This window comes from Chryseobacterium sp. SIMBA_028, assembly GCF_046535285.1.
Classification (GTDB): Bacteria; Bacteroidota; Bacteroidia; order Flavobacteriales; family Weeksellaceae; genus Chryseobacterium.
The window spans coordinates 317,504-334,808 of sequence record NZ_JAWRWZ010000004.1; the positions used below are offsets into that span (position 1 = coordinate 317,504).

A 17,305-nucleotide genomic window follows, 5' to 3' on the forward strand; every position below is an offset into this window, starting at 1 on the left:
TGCTTTCCAGGTATTCTTTTGTTATTTTACTCTTTTGCTATTTAGCCTTTTGGCCTCCCAATTTTCCTCATTAATTTTAGTTTAACTCAAACTCTGTAATTATCTAGACAGAAAGTTAATAAAGAATTATAAATTTTAATAAAATTTTAACCAAATAATGTTAGTGGGAAATTTCTTTAGTAGTGTTAAATTTATATCTTTGTAATCTTAAAATCAGAAGAAAAATATGAGTTTATTTGATATGTTTACGCAAGAAATTGCGATAGACCTAGGAACAGCTAATACCCTTATCATCCATAATAATAAAATTGTTATAGATCAACCGTCAATTGTCGCAATTGAACGTTCTACGGGTAAACCCATTGCTGTAGGTGAACAGGCTAAGCATATGCAAGGTAAAACTCACGAGGATATCAAGACAATCCGTCCATTGAAAGATGGGGTTATTGCAGATTTCCACGCTTCTGAACACATGATTAAGGAATTTATCAAAAAAATTCCTGGAATTAAAGGTAAATTTATACAGCCTGCATTAAGAATTGTAATCTGTATTCCTTCTGGTATTACTGAAGTTGAAAAAAGAGCGGTAAGAGATTCTGCTCAAAAAGTAAATGCTAAAGAAGTGAGATTGATCTATGAGCCAATGGCAGCAGCTATAGGGGTTGGAATTGACGTACAAAAACCTGAGGGTAACATGATCATCGATATAGGTGGAGGTACTACGGAAATTGCTGTAGTAGCTTTAGGAGGTATCGTGTGTGACAAATCTGTGAAAATTGCAGGAGATGTATTTACAAATGATATTGCTTATTACTTAAGAACTCACCATAATCTTTATATTGGAGAAAGAACTGCTGAAAGAATCAAAATTGAAGTTGGTTCTGCAGTTGAAGATCTTGATGTAGATATTGAAGACATCCCTGTACAAGGTAGAGACCTTATCACCGGTAAGCCTAAAGAAATTATGGTAGGCTATAAGGAGATTGCACGTGCATTAGACAAGTCTATCATCAGAATTGAAGATGCTGTAATGGAAACTCTTTCTCTTACTCCACCGGAATTGGCGGCTGATATCTATAAAACAGGTATTTATCTTGCAGGAGGAGGAGCGTTGCTAAGAGGTCTTGCAGACAGAATTCACAAAAAGACAGGTCTTCCTGTGTTTGTAGCGGAAGATCCGTTGAGAGCCGTAGTGCGTGGAACAGGTATTGCCCTTAAGAATATGGATAAATTCAATTTCTTAATTAAATAATTTTAACTTTTTACGACTTTATATCTGAATGGGATTTTTGCTGAGACTATTTTCGAAGAACACACTTTTTGTCTTCTTTATATTCCTGCAAATTATTGCTCTGGTTTTGATATTCACTAGAAATGCCATGCAGAAATCCTGGATTGCAGGCCAAACAGCTGCATTTAATTCGTGGGTTTCCGGATATATTGATGAAGGAGTTTCTTATCTGAAGCTAAAACAGATCAATGAGGATCTTGTCATTCAGAATAAAGCCCTTATGACTGAACTTTATGGAAAAGACGGTGTAAAAAATCCTGTCTTCAGAAAAGTTCATGATACCATTGGTGGTGGGCAGATCTATACTTTTGTTGACGGAGAAATTGTTTTTAACAGTATCAACAGAAGAAATAATTATTTTACAATCAATCGTGGTAAGAGAGACGGGGTCTTTCCTCAGATGGGAATAATGGGACCTAGAGGGATCGCGGGAATTGTTATTAATTCTACAGATAGTTATGCTCTGGTTCAATCTGTATTGAGTGTAAACAAAATCAGAATTAATGCAGCACTCAAAAATTCAGGATACTTCGGTACTTTAACATGGAATGGAGATAACTCCAGGGTGATGCACCTTGCGGATATTCCAAAATATGTTGCATTAAAAATAGGTGATACGGTTGTTACAGACGGAAAGTCGGCAATCTTCCCGAAAGGGGTTACCATTGGTACTATTGCTGGTTATTCTGTAGATAATAAAACAGGATTCTGGGATATCTCAGTTGAACTGAGTGAAAAAATGGGAGCATTGAATAAAGTGTTTGTAGTAAAGAATCTTAAAAAAGCAGAAGTGCAAAAGATTCAGGATACTATGCAGGCTGTAATAAAGAAAGAAAATGATTAGCAGGACTTTATTTACCGACATATTGATCATGATTTTTCTTGTTGCATTACAGGTATTTGTTTTGAACAGGATTACTCTTTTCGGGAAATATACTCCGGTATTATATCCTGTATTTGTCATGTTCTATCCTTTCTTTAGAAACAAATTTCAGTTCCTGGCACTAAGTTTTTTAATGGGGCTGGCTATTGATGGATTCCTTTATTCATGGGGAATCAATGCCTTTGCTACAACATTGATTGCTTATTTTAGAACATTGATATTCAGGACTTCCACGGATACTTCCACAGACTTTTTTTCTTTTCAGTCCCTTCAATGGGCGCAGTTTTTGCTGTTTTTATTTTCAAGTATTTTTCTGCATCAGCTTCTAGTACAATATATTGAGTTCTTTAAGTTTAGCAGATTTTTTGAAATATTATTTAATGTGTTGGTAACAAGTGTTATTTCATTTATCTTTATCGTCATCTACGCATTAATATTTAAAATCAAACAAAAAGTTTGAACACACGTTATTTAAAAATTTTTTCCATCCTTGTTGTAATCGCTCTTATTTTTGTAGCGAGGCTTGCTTATTTGCAGTTGTTTACAGACCGTTATGCATTAAATGCAGCCAATACTTCCATTAAAACAGAATATGTTATTCCGCAGCGAGGAGTCATTTTTGACAGAAACGGTAAAATAATGGTAGGGAATCAGCCTGCCTATGAAATTTCTTTTACTCAGGCTTTAATGAAACCGGATTTTGATACATTAGGTTTTTGTGGCTTGATGAAAATCAGTAAATCTGATTTTATCAAAAAGATTGAATTTATTAAAAAGGAAAAATATTATTCTAAGCTGACCCCCATGACTTTCATTAAGGACCTCAGCAGAGAAGATATAGCAAGAGTTCAGGAAATTATTTTTAAGTATCCCGCTTTTAATATTGTCTCAAGACCTCAGCGTCAATACGAAGTCTCCACCTCCGGAAATCTTTTGGGGTATACAAGTGAGGTGAATGAAAGAGATATTAAAAAAGATTCCATATACTATTTACCTGGAGATTTTATAGGAAAAACAGGCGTTGAAAAATCCTACGAAAAAGAACTTCGTGGAGTAAAAGGAGTGAAATACATCCAAAAGGATATCAGGCTCCGAAATATTGGTTCCTATAAAAACGGATCTTTGGATAAAGATGTGATTACAGGTAAAGACATTACCTTAACGATTGATTATGACCTTCAGAGAGCGGCTGAAGAAATGCTGGTAAATAAACACGGTGCAATTGTTGCTTTAGACCCTAATAATGGGGAAGTATTAGTGGCAGCAACGGGACCAGATATTGATCCGAACCTTTTTACCGGACCTTATAAATCAAAAAATTTATATGCGCTGTCAAAAGACACGCTTTACGAGAATAAACCCACTTTTGATCGTTCTTTACAGGCGGGATATCCTCCGGGGTCAACTTTCAAATTGTTGACAGCCCTAGCGGCAATGCAGATGGGGGTAATGGATGAAAAAACTGTTTTCCCATGTGGTGGAGGGTTTTTCTATAAAGGTAAAAGAATTAAAGGGCACGGTGGAGCTGATCCCCTAATTCCTTCAATTCAAGTATCCAGTAACTGTTTTTTCACCTACGCGTTTATTGCAATAATCAAAAAATATCCAGGGAATCCTTCAAAAGGTGTTGATGAGTGGAAAAAGATCATGAGCAGTTTTGGAGTTGGAGAGTTTTTAAATAATGATTTTGCTGTGGGTGCAAAAGGAAGAATACCTTCAGGAGACTTTTACGAGAAAAGGTTTAAGGCCATCATGAAAGCAAGTGGTTCCCAGAGAACTGATTTTAAAAACTGGGATGAGATGTCAACCGGAGCTATTTATAATGGGATGGGACAGGGAGATGTTTTGGTAACTCCTATTCAGCTTGCAAATTATGTAGCTGCTATTGCTAACAAAGGGTGGTATTATACCCCTCATATCGTAAAAGGAATTGACGGAAAGGCAAATCCTGATCCAAGATTTAAGGTTAAGCATAAAACTTTGGTTGACCCAAAACATTTTGAACCTGTTTTAAAAGGTATGGAAGCCGTAGTTTTGAGAGGAACGGCAAGAGGGTTAAAATCTAATGACTTTACACAATTAGCCAAAACAGGTACTGCACAGGTTCCACAAGGAAAGGATAATTCAATCTTTGTATTGATTGCTCCGGCTGATAAACCCAAAATTGTTGTGGTTGCCGTAATGGAACATGCCGGATTTGGAGCTACATGGGCGGGGCCAGCTTGTACAGTGATTGCTGAAAAATATATTACTGGTGATTTGAAAAGAGAAAATCTGTATAAAAAAATGATTACTTCGAGTTTCATGCCGGAATATAAAAGACAATGGATTGCAGATTTGAAACGTAAAGGACTTTATAAAGATCCTAAACCCGATTCAATTAAGCAAAAGAGAATAAAGGATAGCCTGAATTTGGTTAAGCAACAAAAAGCCAAGCTTCAAAAGAAAATAGAAGAGGAAACTAAAAATAATAACGCTGCTAAAAAATCTACCAAGCGATGAAATGGACTGAAGGAATAGATAAACTGGGCCTTGGGCTGTATTTCCTGCTTTGCATTTTTGCCATTGCAAATATTTACAGTGTTGACCAGAAGTTAGGAGAAAAGCAGTTGGCTTTCTTCTGTATATCTTTATTTGTAGGGCTTATCATATTTGTAGGGAGAAGTAAGTTCTTCGAAAATATGTCTGGAATTATTTATATCGGTGGTGTTCTCTTATTGATAGGTCTTTTCCCTTTTGGAAAGGAAATCCTGGGCCAGAAAAACTGGTATAAATTCGGAAGTTTTACCATGCAGCCTGTGGAGTTTGCAAAAATAGGGACCGCTTTGATGCTTGCCAATTATGTTTCCGGACCTGATTTTAATCTGAAAAACAGAAAGTCCTTATTAACAGCTTTGGCAGTTATTGGTATTCCGGCTGTAGTAGTATTGGCTATTCCTGATGTTGGGTCTATGCTTGTATTTATTGCATTTTTCATTGCTTTATATAGAGAAGGACTTAGTGGAATGTTGTTTGGTGTAGGTTTTATCTTTGCAGGAGTTTTCCTTGTTGCATTGGCAATACCTCCGGTGTATGTGGCTGTGGCCATTTTGGTAATAGCCGGTGTTTTGATTGCTATGAACTACCATAGAATGTCCTGGGATGTGATTTCTATTTCAGGAATTACGGGATCTATTCTTTTGCTTTGTGGGTTGGCATTTGGCTCACCTTTTATCTTAGAAAAACTTCCCAAGCACCAGAGAGAAAGAATTGAGGTTCTTTACAAAGGTGAAAAGGCATTTAGGGATACTTCAGGATACAACTTGTTATACTCCAAGACTGCAATTGGTTCCGGAGGACTTTGGGGGAAGGGATATCGTGAGGGATCTGTTACCCAGGGAAAATTTGTTCCTGAGCAGGAAACCGATTATATATTCTGTACAGTAGGAGAGGAGTGGGGATTCATGGGGAGTGCTATTCTTATTTTGTGCTACATGGTTTATATTGGCCGAATCTATTATCTGGCTGAAAGACAGAAATCCACTTTTAACCGTGTATTTGGATATTGCTTTGCTTCGATCCTGCTGATGCACTTTTCAATCAATTTAGGAATGGTTATGGGACTTTTCCCAACGGTAGGGATTCCTCTTCCGTATTTCAGTTATGGAGGTAGTTCCTTGCTGGCATTCTCAATGATGACTTTTATTTTCTTTAAACTTAACTATTCAGATAAAAACAGTTTAGTATAGATATTCTCTTTAGGCAAAAAAACAAAGCTGTAAAGAGAGGAGGTCTATTCTTATTTTTAGTTCTGCAAAATAGGCAGACTGTGAAGTTATACCCATAAATCATTATACTTTTATGAAAGAAGCTTATGTCTTAGATCAAAACTTTGAAAATGTAGATTGTTCTCATTTAGAAAAAGGGGAATACGAAAACTGCACTTTTAGAAACTGTCGTTTTGAATATATAACTCTTTCAGGTTTTAGTTTTACAGACTGTGAGTTTATAGAATGTAATCTTAGCATGGCAAAACTTGTTGGTACAGCATTTAGAGGCGTAAATTTTAAAGAATGTAAAATGTTTGGGCTTGAGTTCAGTAGTTGCAATGAATTTGGAATGTCATTTTCATTTGACGGCTGTTCACTGAACAATTCAATATTTTATCAAACTTCAATTAAGAAAACCGTTTTCAAAAACTCCCGATTGATTGAGGTTGATTTCACTGAATGTGACTTATCAAATGCAATCATTAGTAACTGCGATTTGTCTGGTGCTGTTTTCGATAATACAAACCTTGAAAAGACAGATTTAAGGACATCATTCAACTATTCAATAGATCCGGCTTTAAATAGGCTTAAAAAGGCCAGATTTTCACTTTCTGAAGTATATGGTCTATTATATAAGCTCGATATAGAAATAGATAGGAATAGCTAAGCTAGAGTCGCTTGATGCCCCAGAGGTGAGAAGATGGCACTTTTAAAAATATTGAGAATAGGCATTACCTGAAACTTATTTGTATTAATAAGAGGGTATAATATATTAAAATATAAAAAAGCCATCAGGATCTGATGGCTTCATTATTTAAATCAATTATTTATAAAATTAAAAATTTGCTGGTGTAGCTGGAGTAGTTGACGCTAGGTTGTTATAAGCTTCTCCTTCTTCGTTGATTACTCTTTTTGCGAATCTGTATTTAGGTCCCCAATAAGAGTCATTCAGTGATGAGATCATTACTCCCTTTGATGTTGCTGCGTGGATGAATTTTACTTCCCCTTCTTCAGTAACACTTTCTACAATACCTACGTGAGAAATTCTTCTTCCATGAGAAAAGAAAATTAAGTCTCCTTTCTGTAGGCTTTCCTTTTCAATTCTTTCTCCCTCCTGAGCCTGAGATGCTGCTACTCTTGGTAAGCTAAGGCCTGCTGCAGCTCCGAATACAGAAAGAACAAAAGCTGAACAATCTATACCTCTTCTTGTAGTTCCTCCATATCTGTAAGGAGTTCCAAGGTATGTTTCAGCTTCAGTAAGGATACCGTCAATGGTTTTATTATATCTGACTGCTTTTGCAATCTCAGAATTCTTAATGGCTTTTTTAGCGCTAGCTATAGATGCGGCCTTTTCAGCAAGAAAAGAATCGATAAGTCGTTGCTTATCCAGCTCCATTTTTTTGTTATCAATAGAAGCTAGTTTGGCATCTGTTTTGTATTCTTTAGCGTAAGTTGCTGGTTTTGAAACTACATAATTAGTAGCGCACGATTGCAATGATACTGTAGTAACTAAAGCAACTAAATAAAACAAAACTCTTTTCTTCATATATATTTGATTAACCGTGTTAAAAAGGAATATTTATTTCCAAAAGCAATACAAAAGTAGAGATTCCGAGTAAAAGACCCCTGATATGATAATTGTCAGGATCTTATTTTAACACTATTTAACATATTATTTGCTTATGTTAAAGAAAAATAAACCGCAACAGCCTATTTTTGGTGAGCTTGCGGTTTTTTTTATTAAGATTCTTTAACAAACAATATCGATTTTCTTCTATAAATCGGCATTTAAGATTTAAAAATCCAATTTTTCAGGTTGTTAACAAAACAAAAAAATTCCCCGGAAAACCGAGGAATTTAAACTAATATGGAACTTTACAGGTGTTATTTTGTAAACAACATTTCTCTGTATTTTGTCAACGGCCAAAGCTCATCGTCTACCATCATCTCAAGAGCATCAGAAGCTTCTCTGATTCCGTCAAATAAAGGTTTTACATTGTTACAATAGCTTTCTGCCTGTTTTTGGCTGTCTGATATGTTTTTTGTTGTTTCTCTTGCTTTAAGAAGATCTTCAACACCAAGCTTGATTTTAGAAACATTTTCAGAAATGCTTGTAATTAAACTCATCTGCTCTTTTGCCAATGGTTTAAATTCTTTATCTCCAAAGATCTCTTTAAGGCCTTTTACGTTTTCAATTAATCTGTTCTGATAATTTAAAGCAGAAGGAATGATGTGGTTTCTTGCGATATCACTTAATACTCTTGCTTCAATATCAATAACAGTAGAGTATTTTTCTAACTTAATTTCGTTTCTAGCCTCAACTTCTCTGTGGTTGAAAATTCCCATCTCTTCATATAGATCTAAGAACTTCTTATCCATCTCCTGTTTAAGAGCTTCAGGAGTTGTTTTAAGGTTGTTTAGTCCTCTTTTCTCAGCTTCTTTTGCCCAGTCATCAGAATATCCGTCACCTTCAAACATAATGTTTTTACACTGCTTGATATATTCTCTTAATATATTAAAGATCGCTTCATCTTTCTTAAGGCCGGTTTCAATTAAAGCATCCACTTCTTTCTTGAAATCATTTAATTGTTTAGCCGCGATGGTGTTCATTACAGTCATAGACTCTGCGCAGTTTGCAGAAGATCCTACCGCTCTGATCTCAAATTTATTTCCTGTAAACGCAAATGGAGAAGTTCTGTTTCTATCCGTGTTGTCCAATAGGATTTCAGGGATTTTTCCAACTACATTTAATTTTAATTCTGTTTTTTCTTCCGGAGATAATTTCCCGTTAGTTACTTTTTCCAGTTCTTCCAAAACGCTGAACAACTGGGTTCCGATGAATACGGAGATAATTGCAGGTGGAGCTTCGTTGGCACCTAGTCTGTGATCGTTGCTTGCTGAAGCGATACTTGCTCTTAAAAGGTCAGCATATTCGTGAACGGCTTTAATAGTATTCACGAAGAATGTTAAGAACTGTAAGTTTTTCTTAGGGTTCTTTCCTGGACTTAAAAGGTTTTCCCCTGTATCTGTAGCTAAAGACCAGTTGTTGTGCTTTCCGCTTCCGTTTACGCCAGCGAAAGGTTTTTCGTGGAATAGGATGTGGAAGTGGTGCTTGTGAGCTACTCTTGCCATGATATCCATCAATAAAGAGTTGTGGTCTACGGCAACGTTTACTTCTTCAAACATTGGGGCAAGCTCAAATTGGTTAGGTGCTACCTCGTTATGTCTTGTTGTTGCAGGAATACCCAATTTCATACATTCAATTTCCAACTCCTTCATGAAGTTCATTACTCTTGTAGGGATAGATCCGAAGTAGTGGTCGTCTAGCTGCTGTCCTTTTGCAGGAGAGTGTCCCAATAATGTTTTACCTGTTAAAACAAGATCCGGACGTGATTGGTATAAAGCTGAATCAACAAGGAAATATTCTTGTTCCCAACCTAAAGTAGGGGTTACTTTTGTTACGTTTTTGTCAAAATACTGCATTACACTGGTTGCAGCTTCATCTACAGCATTCAAAGCTCTTAATAAAGGTGCCTTATAATCTAAAGTTTCACCGGTATAAGAAATGAAGATGGATGGAATACATAATGTAGTCCCCATAATGAAAGCAGGAGATGTAGGATCCCAAGCTGTATAACCCCTTGCTTCGAATGTGTTTCTGATTCCTCCATTAGGGAAAGATGATGCATCCGGCTCCTGTTGGATCAGCATGTTTCCACTGAATCTTTCAATGGCTCTGCCTCCTTCAATCGGAGTAAAGAAAGAATCGTGCTTTTCTGCAGTAGTTCCTGTCAAAGGCTGAAACCAGTGAGTATAGTGAGTTACTCCTTTGCTCATCGCCCAGTCTTTCATCGCCACCGCTACCTGGTCTGCGATATGTCTTTGGATCTTAGTGCCTTTTTTAATGGCGTCCATGATAGAACCGAATGCTTCTTTTGTTAAATATTCTCTCATCGTTTCTTCCGAGAAAACATTTTTACAGAATAGTTCCGATAATTTTGCAGGGATTTCAACAGAGTTATCTTTTCTGAAATCCTTAAATGGTAGGGTTTCTAATGCTTTGAATCTTAAGGTTGACATATTTGGGTGATTTTTTACAGGGCAAATTTACAAAAAAAATGAATCAAAAATATTTTACCCCTGTTTTTTTTAGGGGTATTTCAAATTTTAACTAAAATTTAAACAATGGTTTTACTTTTTTGGGAGGGGTGATTTGGAATTAAGAGCTATTGTTACGGAAAATTAAAATGAAAATAGCATTGGACCATGCATAAAATACAGTGTTCAGGGTTTTCTACGTATTAATGATATGCTTTCTGAAAATAATCATATTAATTATAATTGTTATTGACAGAACTATAACAGTTATAATATTTGCTCCATACCCTTCATTGCAAAACTGCATGAAAACAGGATAAGTTAAAGCCAATGAGAGAATATAACTTATATAGAACTTCTGAAAGTAAAGGTCAATCAGATACATTGCTACCATTGATATGATGACGAATACTCCGATTCCGTCCAGTATCCCGAATAATCCTATAATAGGACTCCTCAATAGCATTAAAAGAATATCACTACTAAAAATACCATCATCAGCCTTATTGTCTCTTATGATTAAAAATAGAGTCAACAGTAAAAAATAAAGTAAGATATGACAGATCCATAGTTTCCAAAAAAGAGAAATCTTACTTAATCTGCCTTTCACATCATTAAATACTTTTGATATTGTCATATTGCTATCCGGATTGAATCCGTCTTTTAACCTCAGCCCTAAAATTTATGCTTGTATAAATATAAGATTAAAATAGTAATATTCATTTCATATTAAAATAAAGAAGAAGATCGCCATATCTTAAAACAATACCGCCTATTTATGGGTTTTAAACAACTTAATTAAAAGATAGTTAAAATAAGTTGAGCGGAGATTTTGTATATTTGTGTGAAATTTATTTTATGACAAATTCTAGAGCAAGAGAAACTACAGAGGCTATTGAAAGGTTATACATCTCTATGAGACATTTATTTTATAGAGGATTTTTCAAGCCAGGAGGGGTTTCAGGAGAAAGTATCAGAAGTTTGTTGAAGACGATCAATCCGGAAATTTATGGTACCATGAATATTCCAAACAAATTGGAACTGGACGGGTTGATGTATGTTTTAGACAGGCTTCCTGAAGGGATTGAGGAGTGTGCTTTTATTCATCTTACATCAGATGAGGGGTTTGATAAAGGAAGTTTCGAACCTATTGTTCCAAAGAAAAGAAGAAGAAACTGCTATAGGATAGATGAACACCAGATGAATATTGAGGTTCTTTTGGGCCGTTCTGAAATTTATGATATTCTTACCCACCTTACATTCCTATTTATAGAAGCGGATAAAATCCGTAATCTGGCTTTCATTCAAGATGAAAACTGGAAGCCGATCCGTGCCTTTAAAATTATTGAAGAGGTAGTGAAGGGGGAGAAGAAATTCAGCAGAAAAGAGAAAGAAGTGGCACTTATTCATCTTTCTTCTTTAATAGGAAGATCCTTTGATGAAACGTTAAGAGCTTATAATACTTTTGGAGATGATGATAACCCTGACCGTTTATTTAAGATCATTTACAACTTAGGAAAGGTAAGTCTTGAAGATGCAAAAGGAGCAAGAGAAAGAGAAATTCATTTCAGTGCTATATTAAAGGAAAGAGTAGGACATCACTATTTTGGTGAGAAATGGGCGAACAAGGTGAAAGAGGTTTTATTTGAAAATAATCTTCACATGCGTCCGTTACATATTATTTCTGCCAATATGCACTCAGTGAAAAATATGCTGTATGCAAATGAAGCTCTTAAAAAGAAGCATAATAATGAGGTAGACTATAAGCTGTATGAAGAAATTTCAAATAAGAAAGAACTTCGTGACAAGGTATTAAAATATGCCATGGACGAGGGAATGATTCATATTGCTGATAAAAGCGGAAGTAATATTGATGTTCAGATCATTGATCTTAGCAAGACAAATCTGAAGAACACTCCATTTGCTGACTGCAAGTTCTCTGGAGATGATGTCGTGATGGTATTCGACTATGCGTTCGGAGAGCAGGCTTTCGAGGTAATGGATGAATTGCTGAAGCCTTTTGAGCAGAAAGGAGAAATATATATGATGCATGTAAAATCTGTTTCCATTATGGGGAAAGCAGGAATTCTTACCGGTGCAAAAGGAGATATAATGATCCCGACTTCCCATATTTTTGAGGGTACTGCAGATAACTATCCTTTTGAGAATGCATTAAAGCTTGATGATTTCAATGATGATGAACTAAAGGCTTTTGAAGGCCCGATGATCACCGTTTTAGGAACATCACTTCAGAATAAGGATATTCTTTCTTACTTTATGAACACTTCATGGAAAGCCATTGGTCTTGAAATGGAAGGAGCGCATTACCAGAAAGCCATTCAGGTAGCATCCAAGATCAGACACCATATTTCACCGGATCTGTTTGTTTGCTATGCTTATTATGCTTCGGATAACCCTCTGGAAACAGGAAGTACATTATCTTCAGGAGGTTTAGGCCTTACAGGAGTGAAACCAACATACCTGATTACATTGAGAATCCTTGAAAAGATCCTAAGAAGCGCAAAAAAAGAAGCTTCTGCTAAAAAATAACTGTAATTTTAAATTACAAGATCAGCCTCAGATGTATTTTGCATCTGAGGCTTTTTGTGTTTAAGAAATTCACTCTATTGATTTTCATCAATCTCTTTTAACCAATTCAATTAAAACGTATCTAAATCCATATTCAACAGAATAAAACCTCCGGATAACTCCTATTTGAGGTTTTTATTTAAATTACCTACCTTTAGAAAAAATAAAATTTTAAATGAGAAAATCGGCTGCAATCATTTTTGCGTTTATCATTTCACAATTTCATGCTCAGCAAGGAGCTTACTATCAGCAGGCTGCGAAGTACAAGATGGATATTGATGTTAACGCTGAAAAATTTACCTATCAGGGAAAACAAACCTTAGAATACACCAACAATTCTCCAGATGAGCTGAATGTGGTTTATTTTCACTTATACTGGAATGCTTTTAAACGCAACTCCATGATGGATCAAAGGGTGGCTTCCCAAGGGAAAAATGGGGACTCAAGATTGCAAAAAGACGGGATCTCAAGATTATCTTCTATTCCAAAGGACCAGGAAGGAGCTCAAAATATTCACTGGGTCAAACAGAATGGCAAGGATCTGAAGTTTGAAGTTCAGGAAACCATTATGAAAGTGTATCTGGCAGAGCCTATGAAGCCAAATTCTACAACCACTTTTACAATGGATTGGGATGCAGTAATTCCGGAACAGATTAGAAGAAGCGGAAGAAATAACAGAGAAGGGGTGGATATGACCATGACGCAATGGTACCCAAAAATTGCAGAGTATGATTATGATGGCTGGGCAACCTTTGATTATATGGGAAGAGAATTTCATGCCCCGTTTTCGGATTTTGATGTCAATATTAAAATCAATAAAGATTATGTAGTAGGAGCTGGAGGAATTCTTGAAAATCCAACAGACGTAAAAGGATATGACGCCAATGCAAAAATAAAGGCAGAGAAAGATAAAAAAGTGACCTGGAAATGGACTGCTAAGAACATTCTTGACTTTGCTTGGAGTGCGGACAGAGATTATTCTGTAGAAAGCTTTAACGTTCCGGATGGGCCGAAAGTCTATTTGGTATATCAGAAAAACGATAAGACTAAAGTTTGGAGTGAGGCTCCATCTTATATTACAAAGTATTTCCAGATCATGAATTCTCATTTCGGAAAATATGTATATCCTACCTATGCATTTATTCAAGGAGGTGATGGTGGAATGGAGTATGGAATGTGTACCATGATTTTAGGAGAAGCTAAAAATATTAAAGATTTAATGGGTCTTATGGCTCATGAAGGAGCGCACTCATGGTATCAGCAAATGCTTGCCACCAATGAATCTGTACGTCCATGGATGGATGAGGGCTTTACAAGCTATGCAGAGGGATATACAATGCATCAGTTATTCCCGGAAGAACTTCCTAACCCTTTTGCTAAAACAATAGAGGCCTATAGAAACTTCATTAAAAAAGGAATTGAAGAACCTGCAGTTTGGTTGGGAGACCATCATGACAACGGAACGTCTTATACTTATTCTACCTATGTAAAAGGAGAATTGTATTTGGTACAGTTAGGATACATTATGGGAGAGCAAAACCTTGCAGAAACCCTAAAGCAGTATTATGATCAATGGAGCATGAAGCATCCTTCAGACAGAGATTTTCTTCATATAGCACAGAAGGTTTCCGGGATGGATCTGAAGTGGTTCCACAATTACTGGATCAATACGACCAAAACAATCGATTACGGAATCAAAGATGTGAAATATGACGCAAAGTCTACCACAATTACCCTTGTGAACAACGGTCAGGTTCCAATGCCAATTGATTTCAGTGTAATGACCACAGACAAAAAGATTGTTACTTATCAGATTCCATTAAACATGACCCATACATGGAAAGAAAAGGATATTTATGGTGATTTTAAAACAATGTCTTATTGGCCTTGGACCCAGAAAGAATATACCATCACTGTTCCTTATACAAAATCTCAATTGTCTGTATTGGGAATTGATTTCAGCCAAAGAATTGCAGATGTAAACATGGCGGATAATTTTGTAGAAGTAAAATAAGAAGATAAACATATAGATAAAAGGAGTATTTGCGAATACTCCTTTTATTTTTTATAAATTTGAAACTCAAATTTTTCAAATCATAGCCTGTTAAAATATAAATGAATTCAATTGTAATAAATGTAGGGAACAGCAATATCAGATTCGGCCTTTTTAATGGTGATAATTGTGATATTTCCTGGGTGATTAATACGAAGCCTTACAGAACAGCCGATGAGCTGTATGTACAAATGCTGATGCTTTATCAGACCTATAAAATTGATCCAAAGGAAATAAATAAAGTGATCATAGGATCGGTAGTACCCCAGCTTACCAAAGTGATGAGTTCAGGGATCAAAAAGATTCATGGTGTTAATCCGGTAATTGTTGACAGAGGAACTCCATCAGGGGTACAAGCAAAATCAAAGCAGATGGGAACGGATATTTATGCCAATCTTGTTGCTGCTCACAATTTGTATCCAGGCAGAAAAAAAATTGTTATTGATTTTGGAACGGCTCTTACAGCAAGCTGTGTAACGGAAACAGGAGAAACTCTAGGAGTCATTATCGCTCCGGGAATTGTAACCTCTCTAAACTCCCTGATCAATCAAACAGCCCAGCTTCCTGATATTGAGCTTAAAAAACCGAAATCTGTTTTAGGACTGGATACTGTAACCTGTATGCAGAGTGGAATGGTGTATGGATTTTTGGGAATGGTAGAAGGGTTTGTTGACCGCATTAATGAAGAGGTGAATGACGACTGTTTTGTGGTAGCAACAGGTGGCGTTTCTCATGTTTATAAGCCTTTAACAGACAAAATTCATGTGATGGATAGACTACATACCCTAAAAGGGCTTTATTTTCTCGGAAAAGACTTATAAATTTAAATCAGGTCCGGACCTTAACTTTAACCTTGAGTAACATGAAAGAATTAAATGAATTTCCGATAATAGAAACCGAAAGGCTTATTCTCTCACAGTTGGTAGAGATGGATATTCCTTTTATTGTGGAGTTTCTTCAGCATAGAATTTATTCAGATTTGACGTCTAATATTCCTTATCCTTATATGGAAAATGATGCCATATTTTGGTTAAAAATGTCCAAGGAAGCCTTTGAAAATAATAGCGGTTATACTTTTGGGATCCGTAATAAAGAAAATCAGCTTATTGGAGCCATCGGACTGCATGACAGAGATGATGATAAAGCTGAACTGGGATATTGGATGGGAATGCCTTATTGGAATAAAGGATATGTCACCGAGGCAGCAAGAGCGATTGTAGATTTTGGATTTAAGGAATTGAATTTCAATAAAATATTTGCGACTCACTTCATTCACAATCCTGCTTCCGGAAAGATTATGGAAAAGATAGGAATGGAGAAAGAGGCTATATTAAAACAAGAAATTAAAAAAGACGGAGAATATCTAGATCTTGCTCTATATTCTATTTTCTATTTTCAAGAAATAAAGTATTAATTACTTCTTAAAAATATAAAAACAGCCTTAAAGGCTGTTTTTTTTGCTTAGTATAGCTTGCATTTTTATTAAAATAAAAGAAAAATTATCTTTTACTTTTGAAAAAGGACTTAACGATGGAAGAACATTCGTTTTCCATAATGCCTGTAATAATTTCTGTTTTGGGATGTAGAGAAAGATGTTTATCGATAAAGCCTCTTTGCTCATCTCTGGCACCAATAACTACCTTTGAGATCTGTGACCAGGAGAGTGCACCAGAGCACATTACACAAGGTTCCATTGTTACGTATAAGGTACAATCTTTTAAATATTTGCCCCCGAGGAAATTAGCTGCTGAAGTTATGGCCTGCATTTCGGCATGAGCGGTAACGTCATTTAATGTTTCCGTAAGGTTGTGTGCTCTTGCAATAATGCGGTTATTGGAAACCACAATACATCCAATAGGGACCTCATCTTTTTCCAATGCTGCTTCTGCTTCCTGCAAAGCCATCTTCATATAATATTCGTCAGTAAACATTTTAGTTAGGATTTAAAGTGAAAAATAAAAACAAACAGAAATACTTCTTTATTAATCTGAAATAGTTAAGGTCAGGGGAATTCTGAAACGAAATCTTTCCGGATCACCTTTAACAAGGGCGGGAGAAAATTTTTCAGTAATAGAATACAGGGCAATCTCTGCCTGTCTGTTGAAAGTGAAATTATCACCTTGAGCGTGAACATTACTGACGCTTCCATCCTTTTCTACAATAAAGACAACATCTGTCTTTACGGTTTTAGCATCAGAATTAACGCCATCAACGTAAAGCAGGTTGGCAACTTCCTGTCTCAGGGTATTCATGCCGCCTGGATAATCAGCCATTTTTTCCACATTCGCAGGCTTATCAGTAAGGTTTTGAGAGATTCCACCTATTGTTTTCAAGGTCTGAAGATCCTCTATATTTCTTACCTTTAGTAAAGCCCCTATTAAAGCCGTATTTTCAATACTGTCCATCTTTTTCATGAAAAAAAGAAAATCTCCTTTAATTGCTTCCTTTTTAAAAGTGTTGTTTTCGGCATCAAATTTTTTCTTGAACTCCTTATTCAACATGCCCCTGTGCTGGTTGTAATAATTTTTTACAAGCCGAAATTCTTCTTTCTGCTGTGATAAGCAAAATGAAGAAATAATACAGCAAATACAAATGAATAAAGTTCTCAATAAGGGTATATTTATGTAAATATAATCAAAAAA

At 35.8% G+C, this 17,305-nt stretch carries 15 protein-coding genes; 10 read left to right on the plus strand and 5 right to left on the minus strand.

The window, feature by feature from the left end; genetic code table 11:
- Positions 1 to 226: 226 nt before the first annotated feature.
- The 6 genes from SCA31_RS07440 (at position 227) to SCA31_RS07465 (ending at position 6,590) form a co-directional block, all read left to right on the plus strand.
- A complete protein-coding gene (locus SCA31_RS07440) occupies positions 227 to 1,252 on the plus strand; it encodes a rod shape-determining protein (protein WP_045491741.1) in 1,026 nt (341 codons plus the stop codon).
- Positions 1,253 to 1,280: 28 nt separating this feature from the next.
- Positions 1,281 to 2,135 (plus strand): rod shape-determining protein MreC, encoded by an 855-nt coding sequence (gene mreC / locus SCA31_RS07445; RefSeq protein ID WP_410696330.1) that lies wholly within the window; start codon positions 1,281 to 1,283, stop codon positions 2,133 to 2,135.
- The gene (locus SCA31_RS07450) at positions 2,128 to 2,634 is read left to right on the plus strand and encodes a rod shape-determining protein MreD (RefSeq protein ID WP_065395698.1); all 507 of its coding nucleotides are present in this window, start codon (positions 2,128 to 2,130) and stop codon (positions 2,632 to 2,634) included. The genes mreC and SCA31_RS07450 overlap by 8 nt, the downstream gene beginning before the upstream one ends.
- A complete protein-coding gene (locus tag SCA31_RS07455; protein WP_410696331.1) occupies positions 2,631 to 4,676 on the plus strand; it encodes a peptidoglycan D,D-transpeptidase FtsI family protein in 2,046 nt (681 codons plus the stop codon). The genes SCA31_RS07450 and SCA31_RS07455 overlap by 4 nt, the downstream gene beginning before the upstream one ends.
- The gene (rodA, locus tag SCA31_RS07460) at positions 4,673 to 5,902 is read left to right on the plus strand and encodes a rod shape-determining protein RodA (RefSeq protein WP_410696332.1); all 1,230 of its coding nucleotides are present in this window, start codon (positions 4,673 to 4,675) and stop codon (positions 5,900 to 5,902) included. The genes SCA31_RS07455 and rodA overlap by 4 nt, the downstream gene beginning before the upstream one ends.
- A gap of 112 nt (positions 5,903 to 6,014) precedes the next feature.
- Positions 6,015 to 6,590 carry a pentapeptide repeat-containing protein gene (locus SCA31_RS07465; protein WP_410696333.1) on the plus strand — a complete coding sequence of 192 codons (576 nt, stop codon included), beginning with the start codon at positions 6,015 to 6,017 and terminating at the stop codon, positions 6,588 to 6,590.
- A 168-nt stretch (positions 6,591 to 6,758) separates the two neighbouring features.
- On the opposite strand, the gene SCA31_RS07470 is transcribed toward SCA31_RS07465, so the two are convergent.
- The 3 genes from SCA31_RS07470 to SCA31_RS07480 form a co-directional block, all read right to left on the minus strand.
- On the minus strand, positions 6,759 to 7,469 hold the full coding sequence (locus tag SCA31_RS07470; protein WP_410696334.1) for a C40 family peptidase: 711 nt from the start codon (positions 7,467 to 7,469) through the stop codon (positions 6,759 to 6,761).
- Positions 7,470 to 7,807: 338 nt separating this feature from the next.
- A complete protein-coding gene (locus tag SCA31_RS07475) occupies positions 7,808 to 10,003 on the minus strand; it encodes a glutamine synthetase III (RefSeq protein WP_410696335.1) in 2,196 nt (731 codons plus the stop codon).
- Positions 10,004 to 10,217: 214 nt separating this feature from the next.
- Positions 10,218 to 10,658, minus strand: a complete 441-nt coding sequence (locus SCA31_RS07480; protein WP_410696336.1) for a hypothetical protein — start codon at positions 10,656 to 10,658, stop codon at positions 10,218 to 10,220.
- Between the two features lie 221 nt (positions 10,659 to 10,879).
- Here SCA31_RS07480 and SCA31_RS07485 point away from each other — a divergent pair, with 221 nt between their 5' ends.
- From SCA31_RS07485 to SCA31_RS07500, 4 genes are all read left to right on the plus strand, one after another.
- On the plus strand, positions 10,880 to 12,571 hold the full coding sequence (locus SCA31_RS07485) for a DUF6909 family protein (RefSeq protein WP_410696337.1): 1,692 nt from the start codon (positions 10,880 to 10,882) through the stop codon (positions 12,569 to 12,571).
- A gap of 214 nt (positions 12,572 to 12,785) precedes the next feature.
- Positions 12,786 to 14,624, plus strand: a complete 1,839-nt coding sequence (locus SCA31_RS07490; RefSeq protein ID WP_410696338.1) for a M1 family metallopeptidase — start codon at positions 12,786 to 12,788, stop codon at positions 14,622 to 14,624.
- Between the two features lie 101 nt (positions 14,625 to 14,725).
- A complete protein-coding gene (locus SCA31_RS07495) occupies positions 14,726 to 15,484 on the plus strand; it encodes a type III pantothenate kinase (protein WP_410696339.1) in 759 nt (252 codons plus the stop codon).
- Between the two features lie 41 nt (positions 15,485 to 15,525).
- Entirely contained in the window at positions 15,526 to 16,077 is a 552-nt protein-coding gene (locus SCA31_RS07500; protein WP_410696340.1) for a GNAT family N-acetyltransferase, read from the plus strand.
- An 85-nt stretch (positions 16,078 to 16,162) separates the two neighbouring features.
- On the opposite strand, the gene SCA31_RS07505 is transcribed toward SCA31_RS07500, so the two are convergent.
- Both SCA31_RS07505 and SCA31_RS07510 read right to left on the minus strand, forming a co-directional pair.
- Entirely contained in the window at positions 16,163 to 16,594 is a 432-nt protein-coding gene (locus tag SCA31_RS07505; protein ID WP_410696341.1) for a nucleoside deaminase, read from the minus strand.
- Between the two features lie 51 nt (positions 16,595 to 16,645).
- Positions 16,646 to 17,164 carry a hypothetical protein gene (locus SCA31_RS07510; protein WP_410696342.1) on the minus strand — a complete coding sequence of 173 codons (519 nt, stop codon included), beginning with the start codon at positions 17,162 to 17,164 and terminating at the stop codon, positions 16,646 to 16,648.
- Positions 17,165 to 17,305: the final 141 nt, after the last annotated feature.

Coding starts and splice junctions, on each gene's coding strand:
- SCA31_RS07475 (WP_410696335.1), bottom strand. CDS start 10,003: ATGTCAACCTTAAGATTCAAAGCATTAGAAACCCTACCATTTAAGGAT.
- SCA31_RS07485 (WP_410696337.1), top strand. CDS start 10,880: ATGACAAATTCTAGAGCAAGAGAAACTACAGAGGCTATTGAAAGGTTA.
- SCA31_RS07495 (WP_410696339.1), top strand. CDS start 14,726: ATGAATTCAATTGTAATAAATGTAGGGAACAGCAATATCAGATTCGGC.
- SCA31_RS07450 (WP_065395698.1), top strand. CDS start 2,128: ATGATTAGCAGGACTTTATTTACCGACATATTGATCATGATTTTTCTT.
- SCA31_RS07490 (WP_410696338.1), top strand. CDS start 12,786: ATGAGAAAATCGGCTGCAATCATTTTTGCGTTTATCATTTCACAATTT.
- mreC (WP_410696330.1), top strand. CDS start 1,281: ATGGGATTTTTGCTGAGACTATTTTCGAAGAACACACTTTTTGTCTTC.
- SCA31_RS07480 (WP_410696336.1), bottom strand. CDS start 10,658: ATGACAATATCAAAAGTATTTAATGATGTGAAAGGCAGATTAAGTAAG.
- rodA (WP_410696332.1), top strand. CDS start 4,673: ATGAAATGGACTGAAGGAATAGATAAACTGGGCCTTGGGCTGTATTTC.
- SCA31_RS07470 (WP_410696334.1), bottom strand. CDS start 7,469: ATGAAGAAAAGAGTTTTGTTTTATTTAGTTGCTTTAGTTACTACAGTA.
- SCA31_RS07505 (WP_410696341.1), bottom strand. CDS start 16,594: ATGTTTACTGACGAATATTATATGAAGATGGCTTTGCAGGAAGCAGAA.
- SCA31_RS07500 (WP_410696340.1), top strand. CDS start 15,526: ATGAAAGAATTAAATGAATTTCCGATAATAGAAACCGAAAGGCTTATT.
- SCA31_RS07510 (WP_410696342.1), bottom strand. CDS start 17,164: ATGTTGAATAAGGAGTTCAAGAAAAAATTTGATGCCGAAAACAACACT.
- SCA31_RS07440 (WP_045491741.1), top strand. CDS start 227: ATGAGTTTATTTGATATGTTTACGCAAGAAATTGCGATAGACCTAGGA.
- SCA31_RS07465 (WP_410696333.1), top strand. CDS start 6,015: ATGAAAGAAGCTTATGTCTTAGATCAAAACTTTGAAAATGTAGATTGT.